Genomic DNA, 26,498 nt, shown 5'->3' with positions numbered 1-26,498 from the left:
TCAAGAGCCTCCCATGATCGGAATCGATAGAGACAGCGGGGCCACGGTCGACGACTGGCTGCAATTCGTGCAGCGCGCGACCCGAGCCCTGACCACACCGCTGGGCACTCGGCAGAAACGACCTTTGTACGGTTCGCTGATTCCCACTCTCCTCGGGCAGAACCTCGGTGACGACATTCTGCTTCTGGCACAGAGCCACGCCGCGCAAGCGTTCTACAACTCGCAAAACGGCATCGACGATTTTCAGCCGCAAGTGATTGTCGCCAGCCGTCACGGCGACGGCCTGCAGCTGCGCTTCGCCGGCACCTGGAAAAACCGCCAACAAACCTTTGAGGTGCTGACATGAGCATGCTGATACCTGGCCAGAATCAGCTGGCCGAACCCGCGCTGATCACGGTCGAAGCGTTCGAAGACTTGCTCGTCGAGTTCAAGACTTTCGTCATCGAATACGTGGGGGCTCGCTCGCCGGCCAGCGCCGTGAAACTCAAGGCGATTCTGGAAAACGAAAGCGAATTGCTGACCCTCGCGCTGGAAGCGTTCTGTGTGCGTCTGCAAACCCACGAACGCAAATACAACGCACGTATCAAGCAGATGCTGGCGTGGTGGGCGACCGGCAGCAATCTCGATGCGCGGCTGGCGGACATGGGCTTGGAGCGGCAATTGCTCGATCCCGGCGACCCGGCAGCGTTCCCTCCGGTACCGGCGGTTTATGAAAGTGATGACGATGCTCGGCTGCGTTATTACCTGGCACCTCATGCACCGGCGGCGGGTTCGCGGATGCAGTATCGCCGTGAGGTATTCACCCTCGGCGAGCGGCCCACTGTGCAGGTTGAGTCCACTGATTCCGGCGTAGTGAATGTCACTTACACCTTCAACCCGGACGGCCTCGCCGCGCAGGTCAAGGATGGCAACGGGCGCCGCACTGCGCCGGGCGAAGTGCAAGTCACCGTGCTTTCTCGAGACGGCGATGGCACGCCTTCCGAAGCATTGCTCGAGGGCGTCCGTCAGCACTTTGCTCGTCCAGACGTGCGCCCGGAAACCGACCTCGTCACCGTCAAGGCTGCCGAGATCCAGCGCTACAAAATCCGCGTCGTCGCCAAGATCAATTCCGGCCCCGACTCGGGCCTGACCAAGGTCGCGGCGCAAGCACAATTGCAAGCGTATGCCGACAGTTGCCATCGCCTCGAAGGCCGGGTCGATCCGAGCTGGATCGACTACACGTTGCATAGCGCCGGCGCCGTGCAACTGCAGATTCTCGAACCGCTGGCGCCGATTGTGACGACCGCGTTTCAGGCGCCGTATTGCACCGCGGTTGAAGTCGAGGTGCTGACGCGATGAGTGAAAAAACTCAGCGCCCGACCTTACTGCCGGCCAACAGCTCGGCCCTCGAACGCGGACTGGATCTGGGTTTCGGCGCCTTGCTCGATCGCATCGCACCGCCGTTCCCGGAACTGATGAACACCAGTGAAACGCCGGTGGCCTTCCTGCCGTATCTGGCTGCCGATCGCGGCGTCGCCGAATGGAGCACCGATGCGCCGGTGGCGGAGAAGCGCGTAACCGTCGAACTGGCCTGGCCCACCGCGCGCCAGGCCGGCACACGCAAGGCGCTGGAAAACGCCGCCAAGGGTTTGCAATTAAGACCCGAGATCCGCGCCTGGTACGAACAGACACCGTCCGGCGCGCCGTACAGCTTTTCCGTGCGTGCCTTCAGCGACCAACCCTACAGCGAAGAAATCGATGCACGTCTCGACCGACGCCTGGCTGATGCCAAGAGCGAGCGCGATGTGCTGACGGTCTCGGTCGGCTTGAGCGCGTTCGGCAATCACGTCATCGGCGCCGCGACGTTCTGCGGCGAACTGACCACGGTTTATCCGGTGTTCATCGAAGGTCTTGAAACCTCTGGCGAGGCGTTCATGGCTGCCGGCATGTACACCGTCGAAACATCCACTATTTATCCTCAGGGGGCCTGAATGGCTGACTATTACACCCTGCTCACCAACGCAGGGATTGCCTACGAAACGGCGTGCAAGGCTGCGGGTGTGCCGATCAAGTTGACGCATTTTTCTGTCGGCGACGGCAATGACAAGGTCTACAACCCATCGGCCACCGCAACCGCGCTGGCCCGTGAAGTCTGGCGCGGACCGATCAACGCACTGTTCCAGGATGAGAAGAATCCGAGCTGGCTGCTTGCGGAAGTGACCATTCCGCCGGATGTTGGCGGTTGGTATGTGCGGGAAGCGGGGCTGTGGACTGATACGGGGATTCTTTACGCCATCGTCAAATATCCGGAGTCGTTCAAACCGGTGCTGGCGACGTCGGGGTCGGGCAAAGAGTTCTACATTCGTTCGATTTTCGAGACCAGCAATGCCTCGCTGGTGACCTTGTTGATTGATGACACTGTGGTCAAGGCTACTCGTGCCTGGGTCATCAGTTACCTCGCCGAAGAACTCGGCAAGCTCGATGGTAAGCAGTCGGTGCGCGTCGCTGCCACCGGCAATGTCGTGTTGAGCGGAGCCCAGCAGGTTGATGGTGTTGCCGTGGTGGCCGGCGATCGCGTGCTGTTGCCGAGCCAGACCCTGGCCAAGGACAACGGCCTGTGGATCGTTGCCAATAGTGATTGGGTGCGGGCGACCGATGCCAACACCAGCGCCAAGGTTACCCCGGGCCTGACGGTAATGGTGGAGGAGGGCGTAACGAATGGAGATTCGCTGTGGCACCTGACCACCAACGCACCGATCACCCTCGGCACGACCGCGCTGACATTCAAGATGCTCGCAGGGCGCACCGGGATTGCTGCGGGGACTTACAAGAGTCTGACTGTTGATGAATATGGTCGGGTGATAGCAGGTGCGAATCCGCAGACGTTGGCTGGATTTGGCATCACTGACGCCCTCGGGATCAATGGAACAGCGGTTGCCGCTCGCAAGCTTGAAACGGCGCGCAGTATTGCCATTTCCGGCGCGGCTAGCGGTAGCACTTCGTTTGACGGCTCGACAAACGCCAACATCTCACTAGCGCTGGCCGACTCGGGCGTTTCTGCCGGTACTTACACAAAAATTGCCGTCAATGCCAAAGGGTTGGCTACCAGCGGCGGGAACCTGATCGCATCGGATGTCCCCGCTCTGGACTGGAGCAAGATCACTTCAGGCAAACCCAATTCGTTGTCGGGATACGGAATCACCGACAGCTACACGCAGGCGCAGACCAACAGCGTAGTCAGCACCGCTTTTGCGAACTTTTCTGCGACGACTCTGAGGGTGCCCGCGCTCGTCAATGGTTTTGCCGACGGCAATGCAACTCGATACTGGAAAGCCAACGGCAATGTCTACGTAAGCATCGACGCTACACGTTGGGTCAGTAACGGTATCGATCCATTGGTCATGTTTACCCTTCCGCCTGGATTTCGGCCTATCACCAGAATGTGTGGAACGGGAGACTGGGCGACCAACAGTCCCCTCGCATTTGGGTGGCTGTCGTGGCGAGCGGAAGTCACAGGCGAGGTCGTTCTGGATTATGCGATGGGCTCCACTGCAGGCGCGGGTGGCTTCGCCTGTCAATTCAGTTTCTGCGTTCAAGCGGTTTAAGGAGGCAATATGATTTTTGTGATCGATCAGGATGGCAAGTTTCTGTATGCCGCCGACGCTCCGGAGGGGGCGATGAACTGGACTCGCGCGCAATTGCCTCAACCGTGCTGGAATCCCCGCTTCAAAGGGACGCGTATTCCCGATACCGGCGAATGGAATGGCAAATGGGAGCATGACGGCGAGCCCATGCCCACCCTCGCGGACTTGTGCGCAAGGATTGATGAGTACGCTGATCAAGCGCGGCAGGCTGTTTCAGGCGATCCATTGCGCGCAGTTGAATACGAGCGAGCTGCTGCCGAGGCGCTAGCCTTCAAAAATAATGGCTATCCGGCCGACGCGGTGCCGCGCAGCGTTGCTGCCTGGGCAATCATGGGGCGCACGGCTCAGGACGCTGCCGATGACATCCTGACCGAAGCCGCCCAATACGCAGAACGGCTTTACCTTATCCGAGAGCGGCGCCTGGAGGCGAAAGAGTCGATCAGGCACAAGCTTGCAGCGGGTGCAGCCGATGAGGCCAGGCAGATCGCTGACGAGGTGATCTCAAATATTCAGTCGGCCGTTGGCAGCCCGCGTTTTTCGGCAGATCACCGAGTTGACCCCATCCAGGCTGTTACCGTGATTCAATGAGCGTCCCGAGTCAGGGCAACGTTTTCCCGACACCAGCTGTTCAACACCCGCCAAAGCCCCTCCCTCAGAGGGGCTTTCCCGTTTATGGAGAAACGAAAAATGGCAACCCGCCAAACCTACACCGTGCTCGTCCCATTCCCCACCGGCGGTGGGCATTGGTCGAGCGTCGGTCAAGACCTTGATCTGCTCGACGTTGAGGCCAGTGCCTTGCACTTTGCCGGTCGACTTGAGCCGAAAACCCCTATCACCCAGGCCAAAAAGGCCGCTGCCAAGAAGGCTGACTGAACATGGCTGAGGTTCTGAACTTCGAGCACAACGGCATTACCGTCAATGCCACTGAATCCCCCGAGGCCATGGGTGGCCTGGGTGACAACGTCATCGGTCTGGTCGGCACCGCGCCGAAAGCCGATCCGCTGATTCCGCGAAACGCGCCGTTTCGCATCAACAGCTTCACCACCCATGCGCTGCTCGATCCGACTGGGTCGGAAGAGGGCACGCTGTATCACGCGGTTTACCAGATCCTCAAAGTGGTCAAGGTGCCGGTATACGTGGTCATCGTCGAGGCAGGCGCAACTCCGGCCGACACGGTCAACAATGTGATCGGCGGTGTCGAGCCGGCGACTGGTCGCAAGCTGGGTCTGGCGGCGCTGGGCAGTGTCCCGGAAGACCTGACCATCATCGGCGCGCCGGGCTTTACCGGCAGCAAAGCGGTGGCCGGTGAGTTCGCCGCGTTCGGCAAGCGCATCAAGGCCCGTGTGGTGCTGGACGGCAAGGATGTGTCGGTGGCCGATCAGGTGCTGTACAGCCAGGAACTCGGCGGCGCCGAACTCGGTTTCGACCGTTGCCTGGTGGTGCACAACATGCCCGCCGTGTATTCGAAAGCGGCGAAGAAAAACGTCTTCCTGTCGCCGTCCAGTCTGGCGATTGCCGCGCTGGCCAAGGTCAAGCAATGGGAGAGCCCGGGCAACCAGGTGACCTTCGCCGAAGACGTTTCGCGGGTCGTCGAGTACAACATCCTCGATACGTCCACCGAAGGCGATCTGCTCAACCGTTACGGCGTCAGCTACTACGCCCGCACCGTGCTTGGCGGCTTCTCGCTGCTGGGTAACCGCTCGATCACCGGCAAGTTCATCAGCTACGTCGGCCTCGAAGATGCGATCAGCCGCAAGCTGGTCAAGGCCGGCCAGAAAGCCATGGCCAAGAACCTCACCAAATCCTTCATGGATCAGGAGGTCAAGCGCATCAACGACTGGCTGCAGACCCTGGTTGCCGATGAAACCATTCCCGGCGGCAGCGTGTATCTGCACCCGGAACTCAACAGCGTCGAGAAGTACAAGAACGGCACCTGGTACGTGGTCATCGACTACGGCCGCTACGCGCCGAACGAACACATGGTTTATCAACTCAACGCCCGCGATGAAATCATCGAGCAGTTCCTGGAGGACGTTCTCTAATGTTTACCAACCGCGTAAGACAGGCCATCGCGGCCACCCTGCAAGGCCTGCCGTTGTCGGCGACCGTTGAGGAATTCACCCCGCCGAAAATCGAATTCGACATGGAAGAGATGCGCGGCGGACGCTTCATCGTCGAAGAAATGGCCAAGGGCGGCAAAGCGCTCGGCGCCAAGCTGACCCTTCAAGGCCTCGGCGCCGAGGTGCTGCTGGCGCTGGGCGTGAAGCTCGGCGACGACATCCTGCTGAACGTGCGTGAAGCTGGTCAGGATCAGGACGGCAATACCTGGTTCACCTACCACACCGTCGGCGGCCAGTTGAAATCCCTTGAGGAAACCGCAGTGAAAATGGGCGAGAAGCCCAAGACCAATCTGGAACTGTCCTGCCGCACCTACAACCGCCTTGAAAACGGCGTGCCGGTGATCGACATCGACGTGCGCACGCAGAAGTTCGTGCTCAACGGCGTCGACATCCTCGGTGATGCACGGCGTGCGGTGTTGATGCCGTAAACACCGGTTTACCGGTAAATCACAAAACCTTGTGGGAGCGAGCTGCTCGCGAAAGCGGTCGTCCAGTTACATCAATGACGAATGTGCCAAAGCCTTTGCGAGCAGGCTCGCTCCCACAGTGGAACCAAACGAATCTCCAAGGAATTCATACATGCCGTGGATGCCACCCCAACACGAACTGCTGTCGCCGATCACCGGCGACGATGGCTCGCAGATCGAATCGATCCAGCTCAAACCGCTGTTCTACGCCGCACAGAAAGATGCGCTGGAACGCGCCGGCGATGACGAAGACGATCAGTTCTTCGAGCTGGCGCTGCTCGCCACCGGCCTGTCGGTGAAAGAGCTCGATCAACTCAAACGTCCGGACTACGTGAGCATCGCCCAGTACGTCCATGAGATGTCGACCCGGCCGAGTGCGTACTTTCTCGACCAGCTCGAGGACGCTGAGAAAGCCGGCGATCCCGATCAGGTGCAATTGCTGCAACCGCTCGCCGTGACCGGTCGCACCGTGACTTCGCTGAGCCTGGAAATGCCCGTGCTGCGCGCCACCAAAGTGATGAAGAAACTGAAAACGGCCAAGGAACGCGCCGAATTCATCACCGCCCACTGCACCGGCCTGATGATCCCCGATCTGGCCCACCTGACCGTCCCGGACTGGACGCAATTGCAGGTGCGCATCGACGATTTTTTAAACCAGCCGGCGGCCTACTTTCGGAACGCGACATCGAAGTAATCCTCGATATCGTCCCGCTCATTTACCCGGTAAGTGAAGCGGAGATTCTGGAATGGGACGCCGAAAAGGCGTTGCGCCGCTACGACATAGCGATCACTCGCCTTGGCGTGAAACAGGAGTAGAGCGGCATGGCAGAAAGCAAATTTGCGCCAATGAATGCCGATGAGCGGGGGGGCGCAGCAACCGGTGATATCCGCTTGAACATGGCTGCGGCAAACCCCGGCCCCGGACCGATCATCGGCGATCAATATCCCCAGCTGAGTCAGGCGCTCGTCACCGCAAGTATCAGGATCGATGCGTTGACGACAGCGATCGATTCATTGCGATTGGCATTGTCCAACTTGCGGATGCTCTCGTTGAGTTCCACCGCGAACGGTGAAGCCACCAGCGCGTCGGCAGCGCCGGATGAGGCCGCCGAGCGGACCAAGGCACCAGAAAGTGTGAGGCCGGCGATTGACTTTTATTCGGCGGCGGCCGATCTGGGTAGCGCGGCACAATTGACGCCAGTGCAGGCCAACGAAATCGCACTGTCGAGCTTGATCATGGCCAGTAAGCCGATGGTGGCGGCGGGAGGCACCAGCGGTATCGAACTGATCAAGGTTGCAACGCTGGCCGCCGACTCAGGAATTGGCAATGAGCTGACCAACGCGTCGGACAAATCTTTTGAGCTGCTCAACTTCGCCAGCGACGCTGCGGTCGTAGCGTCGGCACTCAAAATCCCAGCGATGGAAGTCGCCGAGATGATGACGGTGTGGCGCACCTCGATGAAGCTCACTCGCGATCAGGCGTTTGACCTCGCGGATGCGACACACCTGCTCGGCAAAATGCCGGGTGGCGTCAAGTCCGCCGACATCGGCGCCGTACTCAAGCAATCAGGCGAGGCGGCGCTCACTGCAGGCTTGCAGCCCGAGCAGGCCGCAGCGCTGTCGGCAGCCTTGCTCCACAGCGGAACGGGCAAAGATGATGCCGGGCAGGCGTTGAAGAACCTTTCAGCTGCCTTGGGCAAAGGTGACAGCGTCTCCGCCGCCGAACGTGGCGCCTGGAAGCAGTTGGGACTTGATCCTGCTGCCGTGACCGCTGCAATGCATGACCCCGACAAGCAGAATGCCCAAGGTGCGCTGCTCTCGGTGCTTGCCGCGCTGCACGCAAAACCTGTCGAACAACGCGCCACGCTGGCGCGAACCCTGTTTGCTGACAGCGGCAATGCGGTGCAGTTGTTGGCGCAGAATCCGGGCGATGTCAACGAGGCCTTTTCGCAAGTAAAGGACAAAAGTCAGTACGCGACTTCGGTGATCGGTGAGCGGAGTTCGGTGCGCCAGTCTGCACTGGCACGCTCCAATTCCCCGCAAGGACAGTGGAATGCTCAGACTGCTCGAAACGAGCGCTTGGCTATCGCCAGCGCCCAGGCGGTGGCGCCCTCTCCTGAAGTGCTGAGCGTTGCCGGTGCCGGCATCGACAGGATAAGTGAATTCGCTGAGGACCATCCGACGATCACGGCGGGGGTCATTGTTTTGGGTTCAGCCCTGAAAAAGCTATTCGATCTTGTGTTGGACGCCGGTGTCGATGAGGCGAAAGACCGGTTGCGCAAACGGATACCTGGTAGCGCCCTGGCGAATCCCCCCGATCTTTCGTCAACAGCAGATTCTGCATCGAGGCTCGCAGCGGACAAGCCGGTGACAGGGATTGCCAGTCTGGCTCCTGCGGCCGGCGCGGAAATGGCAATTGGCGAACGAGCATCATTGGTCGATACGCCGCACCTCGGACCATCGACCGTTTCTCTGGAGGCGATTTCGCAGGCGATTCCGGCATCGAGCAGGAACGCGCAAACTGCTTTGAGTGAAAGACTTGCTATCACCGCGCCTGACACGCTTTCTGCGCCCGCCCAAGTGAGCAAGGATCTGGCGAGCGCCCCTGCGTCTAACCAGCACGTGACCTACGCACCTTCGGTCCAGGTCTACTGCAGCGACCCCGGCAGCTCGGACAAGATCGGTATGTTGGTCGCGCAGCATCTGCAAAACCAGTTCATGCAAATGACCCCGCTGCTGACCAACAATCCCCTCGCCACCCGCCGCGACGCGGCCCTGACCGATGGAGTCGCCTGATGAAACAACAAATGGCATTGGGCAGTTTCATCTTTGGCCTGTCGCGCAGCTTTGCGTACCACCAGTTGCTGCGCAAGTCTGACGGCGGATGGACCGAGATACAGATCCTCACCAGCAAACCCAAGTCCAGCCAGACGGGACAGAAACCGGAAACCCTGACCATTACCGGCAAGTCGATGTACGCCGTGGCCATGGATCGGCTCGATGAATTGCGAGCTTTGCAGGCGCTGCGTATCCCGCTGCCGTTGATCGACGCGATTGGTCGAAACTGGGGCCTGTGGCGGATCAGTAGCGTTCAGGAAACCCAGACCCAGATCATCGATGATGGCACGGCGATGGTAGTCGATTGGGTCATCGAACTGGCGGAGTTCAACAATGCGTAAAGCACGAAGCGTGGCCGGTGATTCGGTGAATCTGCTGCTCTACCGCGAAACCGGGCGCAGTGATGACGCTGCCGAAGAAGTGCTGTGGAAGCTCAACCCGACCCTGGCCGAACACGGGCCGATTCTGCCCGCCGGCGTCTGGATCGTGCTACCGGAACTGGATGTGAAACCCGCCGTTGTCAAAGCAGCGACGGCGTGGGATTAAGGAGGTTGAATGGCACTGGGATTTACGCCGGCAGTGAATATCTACGGGGCCAACGCGGCCCTGCTCAATCAGCGCCTGATCAGTTGGGAGCACATCGACGCCGCCGGTTTCGAGTCCGATCAACTGACGTTGACTATCGATCTGGAGGGGCTTGAGGGGTTGCCGAATCTGGGCGGCAAGATTGGCCTGCAAGTCGGTTATCGAGAAACCGCAATGGTCGATAAAGGCCTGTTCAAAGTGACGCGTCTGACGCCGACATTGTTTCCGTTTCGCCTCACCGTGGTGGCCACTGCGGCGCCATTCAGCAAGGATGATGAAACCGGCTTCAAGCAGCGCCGCACCGCCAGTCATGGGCCAACGACGCTGGGTGGATTATTTCGCAAGCTGGTGGAGCTGCACGGATTTTCGCCACGGGTCGCGCCTGAGATTTCGTTGATACGCATCGAGCACATCGACCAGTCCAACGAGACCGACATGGGGTTTGTCACGCGTCTGGCGAAAAAATACAACGTCGTCGCCAAGCCTTACGGCGATGTCTATGTGCTTGCGCGGCCCGGGCAGACCAAGTCGTTGTCGGGGCAGATTCTGCCGGACGTGACGCTGTCGGTTACCCACAACAATCGCCCCGGCGATCACGCATTCATCAGCGCCACGCTGGAAGAATCGGCCCGCGAGCAGGCCAAGGGCTGCAAGACCTGTTTCTGGGATGCGGCGGCCGGGGTGTTGCGTTGGATCGAGACTGGCGTAGCGCCGTTCAAGACGCTGCGCCAGAAGCAGCCCAGCGAAGCGGATGCCATCGCAGTTGGCGAGGGCGAAGTACGCAAGATGTTGCGGCAGAAATACAAAGTGAAAATCACTTGCCCGGGGGATCCACGGCTCGCGGCCGAAGGGCTGGTATTGCTCGATGAGAGCTGGCCGGACTTCATGCGCGGACGCTGGTCGATCGACAAGGTCACCGCCAGCGGCAGTCGCGAGAACAGCTATCGCTGCCTGATTGATGCGTCGTGCCTGGATCCCAAGGCGGAACGGTAATCCTGAACCGAGTGCATATTCCTGTGGGAGCGAGCCTGCTCGCGAAAGAGACGTCAGCTTCAGCATCGATGTGACTGATCGACCGCATTCGCGAGCAGGCTCGCTCCCACAGGGACTGCGGCGTTCACTGTAATTTCTCTTACTTCGGAACACCCCCATGAAGATCACCCCGATCCTCACGCAACTGCGTGGGCAATGCCCTGGGCTTGCCAATCATATTTCGGTGGGCCTCGATCTGGCGTTGCTGCAAGGCAATCCGGATCTGCCAACACCTTCGGCCCACGTGCTGGCAATCGCCGATCTGGCCAGCAACAGCACCGCCCAAAACCTCACCACCCAACCAATCCGCGACCGCTTTGAAATCGTCCTCGTACTTGACGCTACCGACGCGACAAAAGCGCTGGATGGGTTGCACGACCTGCGCGCCGAACTGTGGCGCGCGCTGGTGGGATTCAAGCCCGATGCCGACTACAGCGCCATCGTCTACGACGGCGGCGAGCTGGTCTCGATCAACAGCAGCCGCCTGTTCTATCGGCTGCGTTTTTATGCCGAGTTCCAGCTCGGCCGCAATCTGCCAAGTCAGCCTGCGGAGAGTTGGCACGAGCGCGAACTGGACGCTTTGTCGTCCTTTACCGGGATGACGGTGCGGGTCGATGCGATCGATCCGGCCGACCCCAACCTGCAACGCCCGGGTCCGGATGGCCGGGTGGAAATGACTTTCTCTGGAGACGTAACCCCATGAGCAACCGCATCACCGTAGTGCCGGCCGCTGGCCGTGTCGTACCTGACCCGGAGGCGGGCGACCTGTTGCCGGCTGCAGGCCGTGACGTGCTGGACAGCGCCTGGTGGCGCCGGCGTCTGGCTGACGGCGATATCACACTCAAAACCGCAAAAGCGGCTAAACCACAGGGAGCCAAATAATGGCGATCGGATTCAGCAACATCCCGGCGGACATTCGTGTGCCGCTGTTCTATGCCGAAATGGACAACTCGGCCGCCAACAGCGCGACCTCGGCCATGCGCCGTTTGATCGTCGCGCAGGTCAACGACAATATTGCCCCGACTGAAGTCGGCAAGCTGGTGCTGGTTTCCAGCGTGGCGCTGGCGAAAAGCATCGGCGGACAGGGCTCGATGCTCGCCTCGATGTACGAAACCTTCCGCAAGGCCGACCCGATCGGCGAGATCTGGTGCCTGCCGCTGCACAACACCGAAGGCGCTATCGCCAAAGGTGTGTTGACCCTGACCGGCACCGCAACTCAGGCGGGCACGCTCAATCTATACGTCGGCGGCGTGCGTGTGCAGGCCACCGTGGTCAATGGCGCCACCGCCGCGCAAGCGGCCACCGCACTGGCGCAGAAAATCAACGCCACTGCCGACCTGCCAGTCAGCGCTGCGGCTGCTGAAGGTGTGGTCACCCTGAACGCCAAATGGACCGGCGACAGCGGTAACGACATCAGCCTGCAATTCAATCGCCTGGGCAAGAGCAACGGCGAAGAAACTCCGGCCGGTCTGACCAGCGCAATCACCGCCATGACCGGCGGCGCCGGTGTACCGGATCAGATCGCTGCCGTCGCAGCATTGGGCGATGAGCCTTTCGAATTCATCGCCTTGCCGTGGTCCGATCTGGCCACTCTCAACACCTGGCAAGCGGTCATGGACGACAGCACCGGGCGCTGGTCGTGGGCCAAGCAATTGTTTGGTCACGTCTACAGCGCCAAGCGCGGCACCGTCGGTACGCTGGTTGCCGCAGGCCAGGCGCGCAACGATCAGCACATGACCATCCAGGCGCTGGAACCGGGCGTACCGCAACCGTTTTGGGTACAGGCCGCCGCGCTGGCTGCACGCACGGCGGTGTTCATCTCCGCCGATGCCAGCCGTCCGACCCAAAGCGGCAGCCTGCCGGGCGTCGACCCGGCGCCGGCGAGCGAGCGTTTCACCCTGACCGAGCGTCAGTCGCTGCTCAACTACGGCATCGCTACTGCGTACTACGAAGGCGGTTACGTGCGCATCCAGCGTTCGATCACCACCTACCAGAAGAACGCCTACGGCCAGGCCGACAACTCCTATCTGGACAGCGAAACCATGCACCAGTCGGCGTTCATCGTGCGTCGTCTGCAAAGCGTGATCACCAGCAAATACGGCCGCCACAAACTGGCCTCCGACGGTACCCGTTTCGGTGCAGGCCAGCCTATCGTCACCCCGGCGACCATTCGCGGCGAGCTGATCGCGCAGTACGCCAAACTCGAACTCGAAGGCCACGTGGAGAACGCCGAGCTGTTCGCCGAGCACCTGATTGTCGAGCGCGACGTGCAGGACCCGAGCCGTGTGAACGTGCTGTTCCCGCCGGATTACATCAACGGCCTGCGCGTGTTCGCACTGCTCAACCAGTTCCGTCTGCAGTACGACGACGCGGCCTGATCCGCGCAGTCGGCGCTAAGCATTCAGCCCACCTCGCGTGGGCTTTTTATTTGAAGGGAGAAACACCATGGGTCAACTGATTGCAGGCACCTGCTACGTCAAGGTCGACGGCGCACAACTGACCATCAATGGCGGCTGCGAAGCCCCGCTGATGGCCGTCAAACGTGAAACCGTCGTGCCCGGTTTCTACAAGGAAACCGACATCGCACCGTCGTTCAAAGTGACCGCGCTGCACACCGCCGACTTCCCGCTGAAGAAGCTGATCGAAGGCACCGATATCACGGTCACCTGCGAGTTCAGCAACGGCAAAGTCTACGTGCTGGCCGGCGCCTATCTGGTCGAGGAGCCAGTTTCCAAGGGCGACGACGCCACCATCGAACTGAAATTCGAAGGCATCAAGGGGACCTGGCAATGAGCGGCGCCGTGAAGCTTCAAGTAGCAATCGAAGCACACGGCGAGCCACTGACCGAACTCGTTCTGCGCCGTCCGACGGTGCAGGAAGTGCGAGCGATCAAGGCGCTGCCGTACAAGATCGACAAGAGCGAAGAAGTCAGCCTCGACATGGACGTGGCGGCCAAATACATCGCCGTGTGCGCCGGCATCCCGCCGTCGTCGGTCAACCAGTTGGATCTGGCTGACCTCAATGCGCTGAGCTGGGCTGTTGCGAGTTTTTTCATGAGTGCGGCGTCGGCGCCATCACCGACCTGATCGCCGTCGCCTATGACCTGGCCTGGTTCTGGAAGGTTGACCCCGAACAGATGATGGCCAGGCCACTGGATGTGCTCCGCGAATCGCTGGAGCACGCGCAACGGATCAATGCGATGCAGCAGGTGCAGTGATGGCAGACGAAGAGAAGACAACCCCGAAACCGGTGCTGATCACCGGCATCGATGAACTCTCGCCCAAACTGGGCGCCCTGCGCATGAAGGTTGAGAGTTTTAAAAACAATCTCGAGCAGACCGGCCTCGGCAAACTGGACATCAGTGGTCTGTTCAACGGCGGCAGCGTGATCACGCCGTTTGTAGACGGCATCAAATCGGCCGCAGCGTTCCAGGGCAAATTGAGCGAAGTCAGCGACACGGCGAAAACCGTCGATCTGCCCGCCGCGCCGACAGCAGCGACGCAGAACATGAACGTGTTCAGTGCGTCGATGCAGAAGGTTTCGGCGGCGGTGGACGCCGCGCTGGTGCCGGCGGTGGGGGCCTTGGTGGTCGGGCTGGAACCGATGCTGACGCAGGTTGGCAGCCTGCTCGCCGACAACCCGAAACTGGTCGAAGGCCTGGCGGCGGGGGCGATTGCCTTCTCCGCCATGCAAACCGCGGTCACCGGTATGACCCAGGTGATGGACGTCATGAGCATGGTGCTCAAGACCAACCCGATCATGCTGATCGCCATGGGCATTGCCTTGGCGGCCGGTTTGATCGTGGCCAACTGGACGCCGATCAGCGCGTTCTTCACCGGGATGTGGGAGGGCGTGAAAAACGCCGGGGCGAGTGCGATGGCGACGTTGCGCTCGGTACTTGACTGGCGACCGCTGGCGGCACTGGCGGCGTTGTGGGAACCGGTCACGGGATTTTTCTCGGCTATCTGGGACAAGGTGATGGCCGTGACGGCGCCAGTGATCGACTTCTTCAAGTCGGTTTTCTCGTGGTCGCCTGCGGGGATGATCATTGAAAACTGGGGGCCGCTGACCGGCCTGTTCTCGGCGATCTGGGAATTGCTCAAGGCCTTGAGTGTGCCGGTGATGGCGTTTCTCAGAAACCTGATCGATTTCTCGCCGATGCAGGTGCTTACTGATGCGTGGGGTGGTGTTGTCGCGTTCTTCGAACCGATGTTCAGCGGCCTTCGAGAAGTCGCGCTACCGGCCAAAGAATTCCTCGTGTCGCTGTTCGACTTCTCGCCAATGCAGATGATCACCAGCGCCTGGGGAGGCATTGTTGCGTATTTCCAGCCGATATTGACGACGCTGCAATCGGCTGTGCAAAACACCCGGGATACTTTGCGGGCACTTTTCGATTTTTTCCCGATGGAAATGCTCACCAGCGCCTGGGGTGGAGTTGTCGGGTTCTTCGAACCGATCTGGATGGCGCTGCAAACGTCTGTGCAGCGAGTCAGGGGCTTTTTCACCAGCCTGTTCGAGTGGTCACCGCTGGAGCAGATTGCCCAGTATTGGCAGCCGATCGGTGAGGTCTTTTCGGCGCTCTGGGGCGTTGTGTTGGCGCTGTCCGCGCCGGTCGTGGACTTTCTGCACAGTCTGTTCGAATGGAAACCGCTGGATCAGATCATCGAGAGTTGGGGGCCGATCACTGAGTGGTTCGGCGAGTTGTGGCAAAAGCTGCAAACCGTCATTGCGCCGATCAAGGAGTTGTTCGACGGTGGCTTCGCCGGACTGATCGCCAAGGTCACCGGCAAAGTTGAAACTCTCACTGAAGCACAACGCCAGACCAATGCCGAAGGTAAAGGCGAACTGGCACCGGCGTTCTTCGCTGCCAGTCCGGCGCCTGCTGGCAACGGCGCACTGCAAAGCGGTTCGTTGCCACAAACCTCCAGCGCGCTGATCCAGCAGAGCGCCGCCAACAACCGCACGCAGCTCCAAGGCGGGCTGACCGTGCGCTTCGAAAATGCGCCGGCAGGCCTGCGCACCGAACAACCGCAAACCAATCAACCTGGCCTGGCCGTGTCTTCACGCATCGGCTATCGCTCACTGTCGATGGGAGGTTCCCAATGAACTGGCGTGACCGTTTATTGCCGGCATCCTTTCGCGGTGTCGGTTTCTGGATCGACCAGGCGAAAACCCCGGTCGGTCGCAAAGGGCAGTTGCATGAATACCCGCAACGCGACCTGCCGTTTTTCGAGGACCTCGGCCAGCAGGCCAAGACTCACGATCTGACCGCGTTCATCGTCGGCCCTGATTGCCTGGAGCAGCGCGACAAGTTGCTCAAGGCGCTGGAGCAGGGCCGTGGCGAACTGGTGCATCCGTGGCTCGGACGCCTGCAGGTCAAGGTCGGCGAATGCGACATGACCCACACCCGCCAGGACGGTGGGTTGGTGACGTTCGCATTGAAGTTCTATCCCGACCAACCCCTGCCGTTTCCGACCGCTACGGTCAGCACGCAGAAAGTGCTCCTGGCCAAGGCCGACGGTCTGCTGGGTTCAGCGGTGGCGCGTTTCGAACAGGCGATGACTTTGATCAAGGCTGCGCGGATCGGCATCACCAACCTGCGCAACAGCCTTACCGGCGTCTATGACGTGATCAAGGAGCAATTGAAACCTTTGATCGAGCAGTACCGGCAGATCACTGAACTGGTCAAAGCCGTGAAGGAACTGCCCAAGGAAGTGGCAGCAGAATTCAAGGGTTTGCTCGGCGATATCAAGGAGCTGAAAGCGTTCGCCAAGGAAGGCTACCGGGGCGTGATTGCCGACGTGTCGCAGCAACTCGAAGCGATTCGCAAAGCCGATGCGCCGAAGATCACCACTGGCAAGGACACCAATGCCGCAGCGCAAGCGATGGCCGATCTGGTGCAGGACACGCTGATCGTCAAAGTGGCGCAGTGGGTCGCATCGATGCCAGTGGCCACCCGAGCGCTGCAACTGCCGTCGACGCCCACCGTTGCTCAGCAGGCCCATCAGCAAGTCACCCGCCCGGAAGTCCCGGCCACGGATGATTTGCAGGCGCTGCAAAAGGATTTGGTGGAGGCGCTGCAAGGGGCGAAAAACAAGGCCGATCCTGATCACTATCAAGCCATTAGTGACGTGCAGGATGCCTTGGTTGCGCACCTCAAGGCCGTGGCATCCTCGGGCGTGCGACTGGTCAGCAAATCCTTTCAGGAAAGCCTTCCGGCACTGGTCATAGCGTACAAACAGTTTGGCGACGCCACGCGAGTCACCGAAGTCGTGCAGCGCAACGGCGTGACCAATCCGTTGTACCTCCCGCAAAGCGATGTGAAAGTCTCCAGGGAGTGAACCATGGACGAGTTGGATAACCACGTCACGCTGACGGTTAACGGCATGGAATACGGCGGCTGGAAAAGCGTCGAAATCACCGCTGATCTGGAGCGTCAGTTCCGCACCTTCAAACTCGATATCACCTGGCAATGGCCAGGGCAGGCCGTGGACAAAAGGATCAAACCCGGCGACCCCTGCGAGGTAAAAATCGGCAAGGACTTGGTGCTCACCGGTTATGTGTTCAAAGCACCGATCCGCTATGACGGGCGGCAGATCAGCCTGACCATCGAAGGCAGTTCCAAGACCCAGGATCTGGTCGATTGCGCCGCTCGCAACCTGCCCAGCCAATGGCAGCAACAACCCTTGCTGACTATCGTCCGCGATCTGGCGAGCGAATATGGGCTGTCAGTGGTCAACGAAATCAGCGAAACCACACGCCTGACCAAACACACCATCGTGCCGGGTGAAACGGCATTCCAGTCGATCGACCGATTGCTCTCGCTGCTGCGGGTGTTTTCCACCGACAACGAGCTGGGCCAGTTGGTGTTGGCCAAACCCGGCAGCGGCGGCCGCGCCAGCGATGCGCTGGAGCTGGGCAAGAACATCCTGTCGGCCAGTGCTCCAATGGATTTCAGCCAGGTCTTTTCCGAGTACCGGGTGATCGGCCAGCAAAAAGGCTCGGATGCAAAAAGCGGCGCGGCGGTCAGCGAAGTCGAGTCGACGGCGGCTGATCTGAGTTTCAAGCGGCGGCGCACCACGGTGATCAACGAAGGCACGCAACTGACCTTTGAGTTGGCGCAGCAGCGTGCTCTATGGGAAAGCGCGACCCGCATGGGCCGCGCGCAGACCACCACCTATCAGGTGCAGGGATGGCGGCAGAGCAATGGCGATTTGTGGCGCCATAACACGCTGGTGAAGGTCAAGGATCCGGTGCTGGATTTCGATGGTGACATGCTGATTTCCAAGGTCACTTATTCGTTGTCAGCGCAGGGTTCGGTGACCACCTTGCAAGTGGCGCCGCCGCATACCTTTGATCCTGATCCGGCGCCCCCGAAGCAAACCCAGGCCTGACGCAGGATCCTGCTGGCGACAATGGCCCCTGTGGGAGCGGGCTTGCCCGCGATAGCGGTCGTGACAACAAATACATTTTTCCCTGACACACCGCCATCGCGGGCAAGCCCGCTCCCACAGGGTTTGTGTCGACAAAGTCTAAGGAAACCCATGAGCCTACTGACACGCCTGCTGGCGCGCGGCACTGTCGTGCTCGCCAATTCGGCTTCGAAACTGCAATCGCTGCAAATGCGCCTCACCGCCGGTGAAGTCAACGACGACCTCGAACACTTCGAACCCTACGGTTTCACCAGCCATCCGCTGGCTGGCGCCGAAGGGGTCGTCACCTTCATCGGCGGCGACCGTTCCCACGCCATCGCCCTGGTCATCGCCGACCGTCGCTATCGCCTGCAAGCACTCGCTGCCGGTGAAGTGGCGATCTACACCGACGAGGGCGACAGGATTCACTTCAAGCGCGGGCGGATCATCGACATCGAAACCGCCACGCTGAACATCCGCGCCAGCAGCGCGGTGAACTTCGACACGCCGGTGATCAACCAGACCGGCAAGATCGTTTCCACCGGTGATCAACTGGCTGGCGGCATCAGCCAGATCAAACACGTGCATGTTGGCGTGCAGGCCGGTAACGGTCAGACCGGCGCGCCGGCAGGAGGCCAGTGATGTTCATCAGCCAGAACCTCCACGCCGCGCTGACCCGCGCCGTGCTCATCAGCCTGTTCACCTGGCGTCGCGCCGCTGATGACGACGCCCTCGATGACGAAGAACGCTTCGGTTGGTGGGGCGACAGTTTTCCCACGGTTGCCGACGATCGCATCGGCTCGCGGCTGTGGCTGCTGCGCCGGGTCAAGCTGACCCGGCAGACGCAAATGGACGCCGAGTTCTATGCCCGCGAAGCCCTGCAATGGCTGCTCGACGACGGCCACTGCAGCGCCATCGACATCATCAGCGAACGCCTCGACGCCCAGCGCCTCAACCTGCGCACGATCCTCACGCTGGCTGACGGCGAACGTCTGGACATCAACCCCGATAACAGTTGGCAGGTGATCTATGCCGTTTGAAACCCCTTCGCTGCCGGTGCTGATCAAGCGCACCCAAAGCGACCTGGCCGGCGATTCGCTGCGCCAGTCCGATGCGCAAGTGCTCGCCCGCACCCTCGGCGGCGCCGCTTATGGTCTGTACGGTTATCTCGACTGGATCTCCGAGCAGATCCTGCCGGACAAGGCTGACGAGTCAACCCTGGAACGCATCGCCGCGCTGCGCCTGAATCAGCCGCGCAAAGCCGCGCAAGTGGCTGCCGGCAGCGTCAGTTTTACCGCCACTCCCGGCGCCGTGCTTGACGTCGACACTCTGCTGCAAGCGAACGATGGCCGCACCTACAAAGTCACCACGGCGCGCACCACGGTCAATGGCAGCAACAGCACCACGATTGCGGCGCTGGAGGCCGGCAGTCTGGGCAACGCTGATGCGGGTCTGACGCTGACCCCGGTGCAACCGATTGCCGGCATCGTCGGCAACAGTTTCGTGGTGCTGGCGCCGGGCCTCAGCGGCGGTGTGGCGCGGGAAAGCCTCGAATCGCTGCGCTCGCGGGTGATTCGTTCCTACCGCGTGATTCCCCACGGTGGCGCGGCCAGCGACTACGAAACCTGGGCGCTGGAAGTGCCGGGTGTGACTCGGGCGTGGTGCCGGGGCGGCCTGCTCGGGCCGGGCACGGTGACGGTGTTCATCATGCGTGATGAAGACCCGCAACCGGTGCCGAACGATGAGCAGTTGGCGGAAGTTCAGGAGTACATCGAACCGCTGCGTCCGGTGACCGCGGAAGTGCACGTGCAGCGGCCGGTGCAAGTGCCGGTGGTGTATCGCTTCAAGAGTGTCAATCCGGACACCACCGCCGTGCGCGCCGCCGTTGAAGCGCAGTTGCGCGATCTGCACAACCGCGAGGCCGATCTCGGTGTGCCGCTGCTGATCAGCCATATCCGCGAAGCGATCAGCAGCGCCGGCGGCGAATACGATCACACGCTCACTGCTCCGGCCGCTGACGTGCCGGCCGGGCAAAGTGAACTGCTGACCTTCGGAGGTTGCGTATGGGGGGCATAAGAACTGCCGCGCAATATCAGGCGCAACTGCGCGCCTTGCTGCCCAGTGGCCCGGCATGGGATCCGGAGCGGGTGCCCGAGCTTGAGGAAGTGTTGCAAGGCGTCGCCGTCGAACTGGCCCGCCTCGACGCCCGCGCCGCCGACCTGCTCAACGAGATGGACCCGGCCGGCGTCAGCGAACTGGTGCCGGACTGGGAGCGGGTGATGAACCTGCCCGACCCGTGCCTGGGCGCCACGCCACTGTTCGACGACCGCCGCCTCGCCGTACGCCGCCGCTTGCTCGCGGTCGGCAGCCAGGCTGTCGGCTACTACCTCGACATCGCCAAAAGCCAGGGTTACCCCAACGCCAGCATCACCGAACACGAAGCCCCACGCATGGGCCGCGCCCGCTTCGGCTCGGCGCATTGGGGCACTTGGGAAGCGCAGTTCATGTGGACGCTCAACACCGGCGGCCGCCTGCTGCTCGGCCGCCGTTACGGCGCGAGCTACTGGGGCGAGCGCTTCGGCGTCAACCCGGGCTCGGCGCTGGAATGCCTGATCCACCGCAGCGCGCCGGCGCATACCAAGGTGCACATCAATTATGACTAGGGAGGGATGAGCAGATGGACTATCCGAATAGCGTGCCCAGCGCCGGGCTGGTGAATGGCAAATTTGTGGATGAGAACCCCATGACGGGGACGCCGGGATCGTTGATCCCGGCGGACTGGGGTAACGGAGTTACGCAGGAAATTCTCAACGTGATCAAGGCGGCGGACCTGACGCCTGACGAGAAGAAATACGATCAGTTGTTGCAGGCGATTCAATCGGTGACGGCCAAGGGCTGGAACCAGGATTTGGCGCTGCCGCTGGCTGCTTTGCCTTTGCCTACAGTTGCCACCGCCGATGCACGTCTGCCGGTCAGTCCGGCTGCGGCCTCAACCAGTGGTGGCCGGGTTTCGATCGCAGCGGGAACCTTTATTAGCCTTGGCCAGGAAGTAGTGGCCGGCCAACTCGGGCGTGCGCGCACCTTCGTGACGACGGCGTGGAGCAGCGCCGACTTGCTGCCCAGCAGCCATTACTTTCTGCGAGCGCAAGTTATCGCCGGGGTACTCACGTTCTACACCCAACGCGGTGGCATTCATGACGTCGTGCCTGACTCACTCAAAGGGACCGTCAACGGCGCTGCCGGCGGCGGTTTTCAGTCCACGTCTCTGGACATGTGTCTGGCGTGGGTGATAACCGGAGCACCCGGTTCGGTGCCGGTTGTGCGGACCCTATACAACCGCGCACGTTTGACCTGGACGCAAACGGTAAACGGCACAGGCGCAATATTTTTACCGCTCGATCCCCACGCGCGTGCGGCACGACTCGTCGCCGGTAACCCAACGCCATCCTCGACGGCGGTCACCTCAGTCGCCTTTCCGTCCACCGGGTGGGCAGGGGGCAACTATTGCTTCCTGTCGCCGATCCTGACAGGCAGTTCGAACAACCCGGGGGGGTGGAACCCGGCAACGGTTTCACCGTGTGTATTGTTCACCAACAACATCGTCAATGACGTCACGGTTTCGACGTTGGCGGCGAGTTTCGATCATGCCAATTTGCGCTCACTGTGGCAGTGCTATCAGGCCGAACACAACTTGGGCCAATCGAATGCCGACAGCGATGAGCTATTGCTGAGCATGGGCATCAAAACCCATCCAATCACCGATTACAGCGTGGGCATTGCCATCAACTTTTCCGACGCGGTGAACGTGCAATTCTCGTGGGAGCTTATTCGATGATCGTCATTCAGGAACTTCATCAGTGCGACGGTGAGTTGCGCTTGCCGCAACCGTCGGCTGCGCACGAGTGGGACGGGCAGAACTGGATTTTCAATGCAGATAGGCAGATTGCACTTGATCTGCAGGAAGCCGAACGCCTTTGCGCCAAAGTCGACGCCGCCGCCGACAACGCTCGCAACGCAATGGCTGGTGATCCACTCAAGGCCATGGAGTACGCACAGGCAGCCGCGGACGCTCAGGCTTTCAGCGATGCCGGATACCCGAAAAAGGAAGTGCCGCTTTCAGTCGCCGCGTGGGTCGCGAAAGGCCGCACGGCCAAACAGGCGGCGGAGCAGATTCTGAGTAAGGCGGAGCAGTTGACTCAGCATTTGCTCACGCTGCGCACTTTGCGCCTGAAGGCCAAGGCGCAGATTCGCGCACAGGCGGGCAAGGGCAAGGTCGATTTGGCGCGCGGCGCGGCAGACGATGCGTTGATCGGGATTCGTGCCCTGATCAACGGTATATCCAGCTAGGCAACAAGGTCCACTTCTACGTCACCGACGCCACGCGATATGAGCTTGTTTAGTTTGTACATCATTTGGCCTGTGGCGCCCCGCGCGACCGCAAGGATCGAAGTCATCGTTAAGGAAAAAGACAATGGATTATCCAATCAGTGTGCCAAGCGCAGGCTTGGTCAATGGCATGTTTGTTGATGAGGACGCGCTCGCGGGCACACCCGGCTCGTTGATTCCCGCGAGTTGGGGCAACGGCGTGACGCAGGAAATTCTCGGCGTTGTGCGGGCCGCTGGAATGACACCGACCGAGACTTCAAATACACAAATGCTCGACGCGCTACGTAGCTCGCAGCTCTTCAAAACCCCGGCGCAATTCGATTTCAGCCGTTCAGTGGCTACGGCCGAGTTCGTGCAGCGTGCACTGGGCAATCATGCAGGGTCTCGTGACATCGCAGCCACGGCGCAACTTTCTCTTGCGGATGTGGGATGGGCGATCGGCCTGGGCGGAAACTCGGCCTATACCGTGTCTTTGCCAGACATCAAGTCAGTTCCCAATGGCGCAACGTTCACGCTGCATTGCCGTAGCAACGCCCCGGTCACTATTGCCTGTACAGGCATTGCGAAAATAAGCCCGCAAGGAGCTGAACTGACCTCGATTGTCATGAACAGTGGTGAGAGCGCCACCGTCGTCAGGGAAAACGGAGTCTGGGCAGTCCACGGCACCGCGAGTCTCAAATATGCCGCGCTGTTTTCAGGGTTGACTGCTAACCCCGGGTATCAGAAGCACGCCAGTGGGAACATAGATCAATGGGGAACCGGCATTACGGATGCCAACGGTGAAATGTGGGTCAATTTCCCGGTTTCCTTCCCGAATGGGTTTTTCTCATGTGTCGCCAACCACGCTGGTGGCGAAGCGGCCATCGTGATTGTTGTCGGAGGCACCGCCACCAAGCAAGGCGTTCGCTTGAAAGTGCGCAACGCGGTCAACCAGCCTGGCGCTGGCTGGACCGTGTTTTATTTTGCCAAGGGTTATTGAATGAATACTACCAACGTGCTTTTCAGCGCCGGTACGCGAGGCGTGTATGTACCGGGAATCAATTCGTCGGACATTCCTGACGATGTCATCGAAATTCCCCAAGCCTATTGGATCTCGCTTCTGCAGCAACTGTCGGTCACCGCGAAAGTTATTGGCGTGCATGCTGAAAGCGGTTATCCGGTGCTGGTCGATCCACCGCCTCCTTCGGCAGAGGCGGCCGCAGGCTTCGAACGCACCTGGCGCAACGCTCAGCTTGCCGCCACTGACGGCCTGGTCGCACGCGACCGTGATGAACTGGAGGACGGCGGCGGCACAACATTGACCACTGAACAATATGCCGAACTGCAAACTTTTCGACGGGCGTTGCGCGAGTGGCCGCAAGGCTCATTCTTCCCGTCCAGCGCCCATAGGCCAGTGGCACCGAGCTGGCTGTCTGCTGCGCTTTAAATCATCAGGAACGTGATATGGATTATCCGAAAAGCATTCCGGGCTCAGGTCTGGAAAACGGCAGGTTTGTCGACGAAGACCCGATTGCAGGAAAGCCGGGGTCACTGATCCCGGCGAGTTGGGGGAACAGTGTTACCGAGGAGATTCTCAATGCAATCACGGCTGCCGGCCTGACACCTGATGAAAATCAGACCAATCAATTGGCCCAAGCCATTCGACAGTTGTCCAGACCTGATCCGCTGCAAGCGTTTCCGGTACAGGTCTATCGCAAGAATCTGTTGATCAATGGCGATTTCAGAATCTGGCAACGTGGTGCGAGCAATCAGGCGCCAAATGTCGGCGGGTACGTGGCTGATCGTTTCCGTTGTGACTGGAACGGAAACGCCGGAGTGAGCATCACTCGGCAAAATTTTGCTCTCGGGCAAGGCGAGGTCTCTGATGAACCGGCCTGTTTCCTGCGCTGGCAGCAAACGTCCGCAGGGGCGGGAGCTACCGTTCACAAAATCTCCCAGAATATAGAGTCGGTCAGAACGCTCGCCGGAAAAACGGCAACGCTGACGTTTTGGGCTCGATCCGATGCCGTGCGGCCTTTGCAAATAACAATTGCGCAGCAATTCGGGGTGGGCGGATCGGCACCCGTTGGGAAATTGATTGATACGTTTCAACTGAACACAGTGTGGACGCGCTACACCGCAACGTTTCAGGTGCCTGCCATTGCGGGGAAAATGCAAGGCAGCGGCGACTGTCTGACATTGGCGTTCGATCTGCCTCTCAACGTGCTGCAAACGGTCGATCTGACACAGGTCCAATTGGAGGAGGGGCCTGTATCCACGCCCTTTGAACTTCGTCCCTTAGCGCAGGAGCTGGCGTTATGTCAGCGCTATTTCGAAAAGTCATTTGCTTCCGGGTTGCCGGTCAAAGCCAATAATGGCACGAATACCTGTATCTCGACATTTACTCAGGTCCCGGCAGGAAATACCGGCCAATACGGGATGACGATCGGCTTTCTGGTTCAGAAAAGAGTTCAACCGACGGTTACTGCCTATAGCCCGGCGGACAGCAGTAATCAGGTCTGGAATCAATCGATCAGCAAAGCTTGCACCGGCACGCTACTTCAAGGCGTAACGGATCGTAGTATTTCTTTTGCCACCGTCACGCCAGTCGGCAGCGCACCGGGGCAGACTTTGCAACTGGAATGGACAGCGGACGCTGAAATCTAGGAGCGACACTCATGGCTTATCAATTAAGCGCTTGCGGCGTGTTGCGCCTGGCTGACTGTGCGTTTATTCCACAGGACTCCAACAATCGCGACTGGCTAGAGTTCCAGCAGTGGCAGCTCTCGGGCGGGCAGGTGCTACCGGCGGATGGGGGACTCGCGGAAACTGGTGCGACCGGCCCCCTGAAAACTCTGGCAAATAAATGGCTGGCAAGCATCAGCCGCCAGCCGTGATTCAATCGGGACAACATCCAGGGAGGATCAAGCATCATGCAATTAACTGAAAAACACCTTATCGACATCATGCCCAACGCCCGCTCCCAAGCGGGCGTTTTTGTTTCTGCACTCAACGCTGCGATGGCCAGGCAGCGCATCGATACGCCCAAGCGCATCGCGGCGTTTCTGGCACAGGTCGGTCACGAGTCCGGCCAATTGCGTTACGTGCGCGAACTGGGCAATAACCAGTATTTGAGCAAATACGACACTGGCACGCTGGCGCTGCGTCTGGGCAATACTCCGGAAGCCGACGGCGACGGGCAAAAGTATCGCGGGCGTGGACTGATTCAGATCACCGGCCGGGCAAATTATCGTCAGTGCAGTCTCGGCTTGTTTGGCGATGAGCGTCTGTTGGCATTGCCCGAATTGCTCGAGCAACCGCAATGGGCGGCAGAATCGGCGGCGTGGTTCTGGGCGCAGAAGGGCTTGAACGAACTGGCCGACGCGGACCAGTTCAACACCATCACCCGCCGGATCAACGGCGGGTTGAATGGCTTGCAGGATCGACTCGAGATCTGGGCACGGGCGAGGGCGGTGCTATGTCCGGCTCCTGGCGCGTGATGGGTCTGTTGCTGCTGGTGGCCGGGGCGTTTGCAGCGGCATGGCAGTTTCAGGACTGGCGCTACGGGGGGCGATTGGCCGAGCAGGCGCGGTTAAACGCCGAAACCCTCAATCAACTGACGCTGACCGCCGCCACCGCGCAACAGGCCGAGCAGGACAAACGCCTGGCGCTGGAGCAACGGATCGCGGCGAGTGAACAAACCCATTATCGAGCGCTGAGCGATGCCCAACGTGATCAGGATCGCTTGCGCGATCGCCTTGCTACTGCCGATGTGCGGCTGTCAGTCCTTCTCGACGCCGGCGACGTTGCCCACGGCGGTGCGCTGCCAGCCACCGCCGGCACCAGCGGCGTGGATTCTGCAGCCGTACGCGCCCGACTTGACCCGGCGCATGCTCAACGAATTATCGCCATCACCGACACCGGCGATCGTGGATTGATTGCGTTGCAGGCCTGTCAGGCCTATGTCAGAGCGCTGGCGCCCGAACATCTTGAATGATTCTGTGTATTGAAAGCATGGCCGGCTCGTGTACGGTGAAGGCATTCCACACGATCCGG

General features: G+C 60.4%; 33 protein-coding genes. All 33 read left to right on the top strand.

Annotated elements, in window-relative coordinates; genetic code table 11:
- Positions 1 to 13 precede the first annotated feature (13 nt).
- The 33 genes from KVG87_RS22170 to KVG87_RS22010 all read left to right on the top strand — a co-directional run bounded on the left by KVG87_RS22170 (position 14) and on the right by KVG87_RS22010 (position 26,439).
- Positions 14 to 346 (top strand): phage baseplate protein, encoded by a 333-nt coding sequence (locus tag KVG87_RS22170; RefSeq protein WP_207808960.1) that lies wholly within the window; start codon positions 14 to 16, stop codon positions 344 to 346.
- Positions 343 to 1,338 carry a baseplate J/gp47 family protein gene (locus tag KVG87_RS22165; protein WP_217852610.1) on the top strand — a complete coding sequence of 332 codons (996 nt, stop codon included), beginning with the start codon at positions 343 to 345 and terminating at the stop codon, positions 1,336 to 1,338. The genes KVG87_RS22170 and KVG87_RS22165 overlap by 4 nt, the downstream gene beginning before the upstream one ends.
- Entirely contained in the window at positions 1,335 to 1,970 is a 636-nt protein-coding gene (locus KVG87_RS22160; RefSeq protein ID WP_217852608.1) for a phage tail protein I, read from the top strand. Before KVG87_RS22165 ends, KVG87_RS22160 begins: the two co-directional genes overlap by 4 nt.
- Positions 1,971 to 3,584, top strand: a complete 1,614-nt coding sequence (locus KVG87_RS25940; protein WP_225930967.1) for a phage tail protein — start codon at positions 1,971 to 1,973, stop codon at positions 3,582 to 3,584. It begins immediately after the preceding gene.
- A gap of 9 nt (positions 3,585 to 3,593) precedes the next feature.
- The gene (locus tag KVG87_RS22150; protein WP_217852605.1) at positions 3,594 to 4,211 is read left to right on the top strand and encodes a hypothetical protein; all 618 of its coding nucleotides are present in this window, start codon (positions 3,594 to 3,596) and stop codon (positions 4,209 to 4,211) included.
- A gap of 99 nt (positions 4,212 to 4,310) precedes the next feature.
- The gene (locus KVG87_RS22145; protein WP_041478104.1) at positions 4,311 to 4,496 is read left to right on the top strand and encodes a hypothetical protein; all 186 of its coding nucleotides are present in this window, start codon (positions 4,311 to 4,313) and stop codon (positions 4,494 to 4,496) included.
- A gap of 2 nt (positions 4,497 to 4,498) precedes the next feature.
- Complete coding sequence (locus tag KVG87_RS22140; RefSeq protein WP_110645911.1) at positions 4,499 to 5,665, top strand: phage tail sheath protein; 1,167 nt, start codon at positions 4,499 to 4,501, stop codon at positions 5,663 to 5,665.
- Positions 5,665 to 6,171 (top strand): phage major tail tube protein, encoded by a 507-nt coding sequence (locus KVG87_RS22135; protein ID WP_039762530.1) that lies wholly within the window; start codon positions 5,665 to 5,667, stop codon positions 6,169 to 6,171. The genes KVG87_RS22140 and KVG87_RS22135 overlap by 1 nt, the downstream gene beginning before the upstream one ends.
- A gap of 151 nt (positions 6,172 to 6,322) precedes the next feature.
- Positions 6,323 to 6,904, top strand: a complete 582-nt coding sequence (locus KVG87_RS22130) for a phage tail assembly protein (protein WP_217852603.1) — start codon at positions 6,323 to 6,325, stop codon at positions 6,902 to 6,904.
- Between the two features lie 128 nt (positions 6,905 to 7,032).
- Positions 7,033 to 9,006 carry a phage tail tape measure protein gene (locus KVG87_RS22125; RefSeq protein ID WP_217852601.1) on the top strand — a complete coding sequence of 658 codons (1,974 nt, stop codon included), beginning with the start codon at positions 7,033 to 7,035 and terminating at the stop codon, positions 9,004 to 9,006.
- Positions 9,006 to 9,389 carry a phage tail protein gene (locus KVG87_RS22120; protein ID WP_217852599.1) on the top strand — a complete coding sequence of 128 codons (384 nt, stop codon included), beginning with the start codon at positions 9,006 to 9,008 and terminating at the stop codon, positions 9,387 to 9,389. The genes KVG87_RS22125 and KVG87_RS22120 overlap by 1 nt, the downstream gene beginning before the upstream one ends.
- Positions 9,382 to 9,594, top strand: coding sequence for a tail protein X (locus KVG87_RS22115; RefSeq protein ID WP_056783262.1), 213 nt, complete (start codon positions 9,382 to 9,384; stop codon positions 9,592 to 9,594). Before KVG87_RS22120 ends, KVG87_RS22115 begins: the two co-directional genes overlap by 8 nt.
- 9 nt (positions 9,595 to 9,603) lie before the next feature.
- Complete coding sequence (locus tag KVG87_RS22110; RefSeq protein ID WP_217852597.1) at positions 9,604 to 10,626, top strand: phage late control D family protein; 1,023 nt, start codon at positions 9,604 to 9,606, stop codon at positions 10,624 to 10,626.
- Between the two features lie 157 nt (positions 10,627 to 10,783).
- A complete protein-coding gene (locus KVG87_RS22105; protein ID WP_217852595.1) occupies positions 10,784 to 11,368 on the top strand; it encodes a phage tail terminator protein in 585 nt (194 codons plus the stop codon).
- On the top strand, positions 11,365 to 11,547 hold the full coding sequence (locus KVG87_RS22100; protein WP_016771429.1) for a DUF2635 domain-containing protein: 183 nt from the start codon (positions 11,365 to 11,367) through the stop codon (positions 11,545 to 11,547). Before KVG87_RS22105 ends, KVG87_RS22100 begins: the two co-directional genes overlap by 4 nt.
- Positions 11,547 to 13,043 (top strand): phage tail sheath subtilisin-like domain-containing protein, encoded by a 1,497-nt coding sequence (locus KVG87_RS22095; RefSeq protein ID WP_217852592.1) that lies wholly within the window; start codon positions 11,547 to 11,549, stop codon positions 13,041 to 13,043. The genes KVG87_RS22100 and KVG87_RS22095 overlap by 1 nt, the downstream gene beginning before the upstream one ends.
- 67 nt (positions 13,044 to 13,110) lie before the next feature.
- Entirely contained in the window at positions 13,111 to 13,458 is a 348-nt protein-coding gene (locus KVG87_RS22090) for a phage tail tube protein (protein WP_007908779.1), read from the top strand.
- The gene (locus KVG87_RS22085) at positions 13,455 to 13,751 is read left to right on the top strand and encodes a phage tail assembly protein (protein ID WP_007908778.1); all 297 of its coding nucleotides are present in this window, start codon (positions 13,455 to 13,457) and stop codon (positions 13,749 to 13,751) included. The genes KVG87_RS22090 and KVG87_RS22085 overlap by 4 nt, the downstream gene beginning before the upstream one ends.
- A gap of 130 nt (positions 13,752 to 13,881) precedes the next feature.
- Positions 13,882 to 15,771 (top strand): phage tail tape measure protein, encoded by a 1,890-nt coding sequence (locus KVG87_RS22080; protein ID WP_217852590.1) that lies wholly within the window; start codon positions 13,882 to 13,884, stop codon positions 15,769 to 15,771.
- Positions 15,768 to 17,006 carry a DNA circularization protein gene (locus KVG87_RS22075; protein ID WP_217852588.1) on the top strand — a complete coding sequence of 413 codons (1,239 nt, stop codon included), beginning with the start codon at positions 15,768 to 15,770 and terminating at the stop codon, positions 17,004 to 17,006. Before KVG87_RS22080 ends, KVG87_RS22075 begins: the two co-directional genes overlap by 4 nt.
- 3 nt (positions 17,007 to 17,009) lie before the next feature.
- Positions 17,010 to 18,059: a phage baseplate assembly protein gene (locus tag KVG87_RS22070; protein ID WP_217852585.1), complete on the top strand. Its 1,050-nt coding sequence runs from the start codon at positions 17,010 to 17,012 to the stop codon at positions 18,057 to 18,059.
- A 150-nt stretch (positions 18,060 to 18,209) separates the two neighbouring features.
- Complete coding sequence (locus tag KVG87_RS22065) at positions 18,210 to 18,719, top strand: phage baseplate assembly protein V (protein WP_039762553.1); 510 nt, start codon at positions 18,210 to 18,212, stop codon at positions 18,717 to 18,719.
- Positions 18,719 to 19,117, top strand: a complete 399-nt coding sequence (locus KVG87_RS22060) for a phage GP46 family protein (protein WP_041478092.1) — start codon at positions 18,719 to 18,721, stop codon at positions 19,115 to 19,117. The genes KVG87_RS22065 and KVG87_RS22060 overlap by 1 nt, the downstream gene beginning before the upstream one ends.
- Complete coding sequence (locus tag KVG87_RS22055; RefSeq protein ID WP_217852583.1) at positions 19,107 to 20,153, top strand: baseplate J/gp47 family protein; 1,047 nt, start codon at positions 19,107 to 19,109, stop codon at positions 20,151 to 20,153. Before KVG87_RS22060 ends, KVG87_RS22055 begins: the two co-directional genes overlap by 11 nt.
- On the top strand, positions 20,141 to 20,740 hold the full coding sequence (locus KVG87_RS22050; RefSeq protein WP_041478090.1) for a YmfQ family protein: 600 nt from the start codon (positions 20,141 to 20,143) through the stop codon (positions 20,738 to 20,740). Before KVG87_RS22055 ends, KVG87_RS22050 begins: the two co-directional genes overlap by 13 nt.
- 14 nt (positions 20,741 to 20,754) lie before the next feature.
- Entirely contained in the window at positions 20,755 to 21,912 is a 1,158-nt protein-coding gene (locus tag KVG87_RS22045) for a phage tail protein (RefSeq protein WP_217852581.1), read from the top strand.
- Positions 21,909 to 22,424 (top strand): phage tail protein, encoded by a 516-nt coding sequence (locus tag KVG87_RS22040; protein ID WP_217852579.1) that lies wholly within the window; start codon positions 21,909 to 21,911, stop codon positions 22,422 to 22,424. Before KVG87_RS22045 ends, KVG87_RS22040 begins: the two co-directional genes overlap by 4 nt.
- 124 nt (positions 22,425 to 22,548) lie before the next feature.
- Positions 22,549 to 23,442, top strand: coding sequence for a gp53-like domain-containing protein (locus KVG87_RS22035; protein ID WP_122610685.1), 894 nt, complete (start codon positions 22,549 to 22,551; stop codon positions 23,440 to 23,442).
- Positions 23,443 to 23,889, top strand: a complete 447-nt coding sequence (locus KVG87_RS22030; protein WP_217852577.1) for a tail fiber assembly protein — start codon at positions 23,443 to 23,445, stop codon at positions 23,887 to 23,889.
- Positions 23,890 to 23,906: 17 nt separating this feature from the next.
- Positions 23,907 to 25,109 (top strand): carbohydrate-binding protein CenC, encoded by a 1,203-nt coding sequence (locus KVG87_RS22025; protein WP_217852575.1) that lies wholly within the window; start codon positions 23,907 to 23,909, stop codon positions 25,107 to 25,109.
- A gap of 11 nt (positions 25,110 to 25,120) precedes the next feature.
- A complete protein-coding gene (locus KVG87_RS22020) occupies positions 25,121 to 25,339 on the top strand; it encodes a hypothetical protein (protein WP_207808254.1) in 219 nt (72 codons plus the stop codon).
- A gap of 36 nt (positions 25,340 to 25,375) precedes the next feature.
- Positions 25,376 to 25,942 carry a glycoside hydrolase family 19 protein gene (locus KVG87_RS22015; protein ID WP_056783298.1) on the top strand — a complete coding sequence of 189 codons (567 nt, stop codon included), beginning with the start codon at positions 25,376 to 25,378 and terminating at the stop codon, positions 25,940 to 25,942.
- Entirely contained in the window at positions 25,921 to 26,439 is a 519-nt protein-coding gene (locus KVG87_RS22010; protein ID WP_217852573.1) for a lysis system i-spanin subunit Rz, read from the top strand. The genes KVG87_RS22015 and KVG87_RS22010 overlap by 22 nt, the downstream gene beginning before the upstream one ends.
- The last annotated feature ends 59 nt before the right edge of the window (positions 26,440 to 26,498 follow it).

The organism is Pseudomonas siliginis (assembly GCF_019145195.1).
Lineage (GTDB): Bacteria > Pseudomonadota > Gammaproteobacteria > Pseudomonadales > Pseudomonadaceae > Aquipseudomonas > Aquipseudomonas siliginis.
Note: the sequence above shows the minus strand (reverse complement) of the source record. Positions and strands in the feature narration are given on the sequence as shown.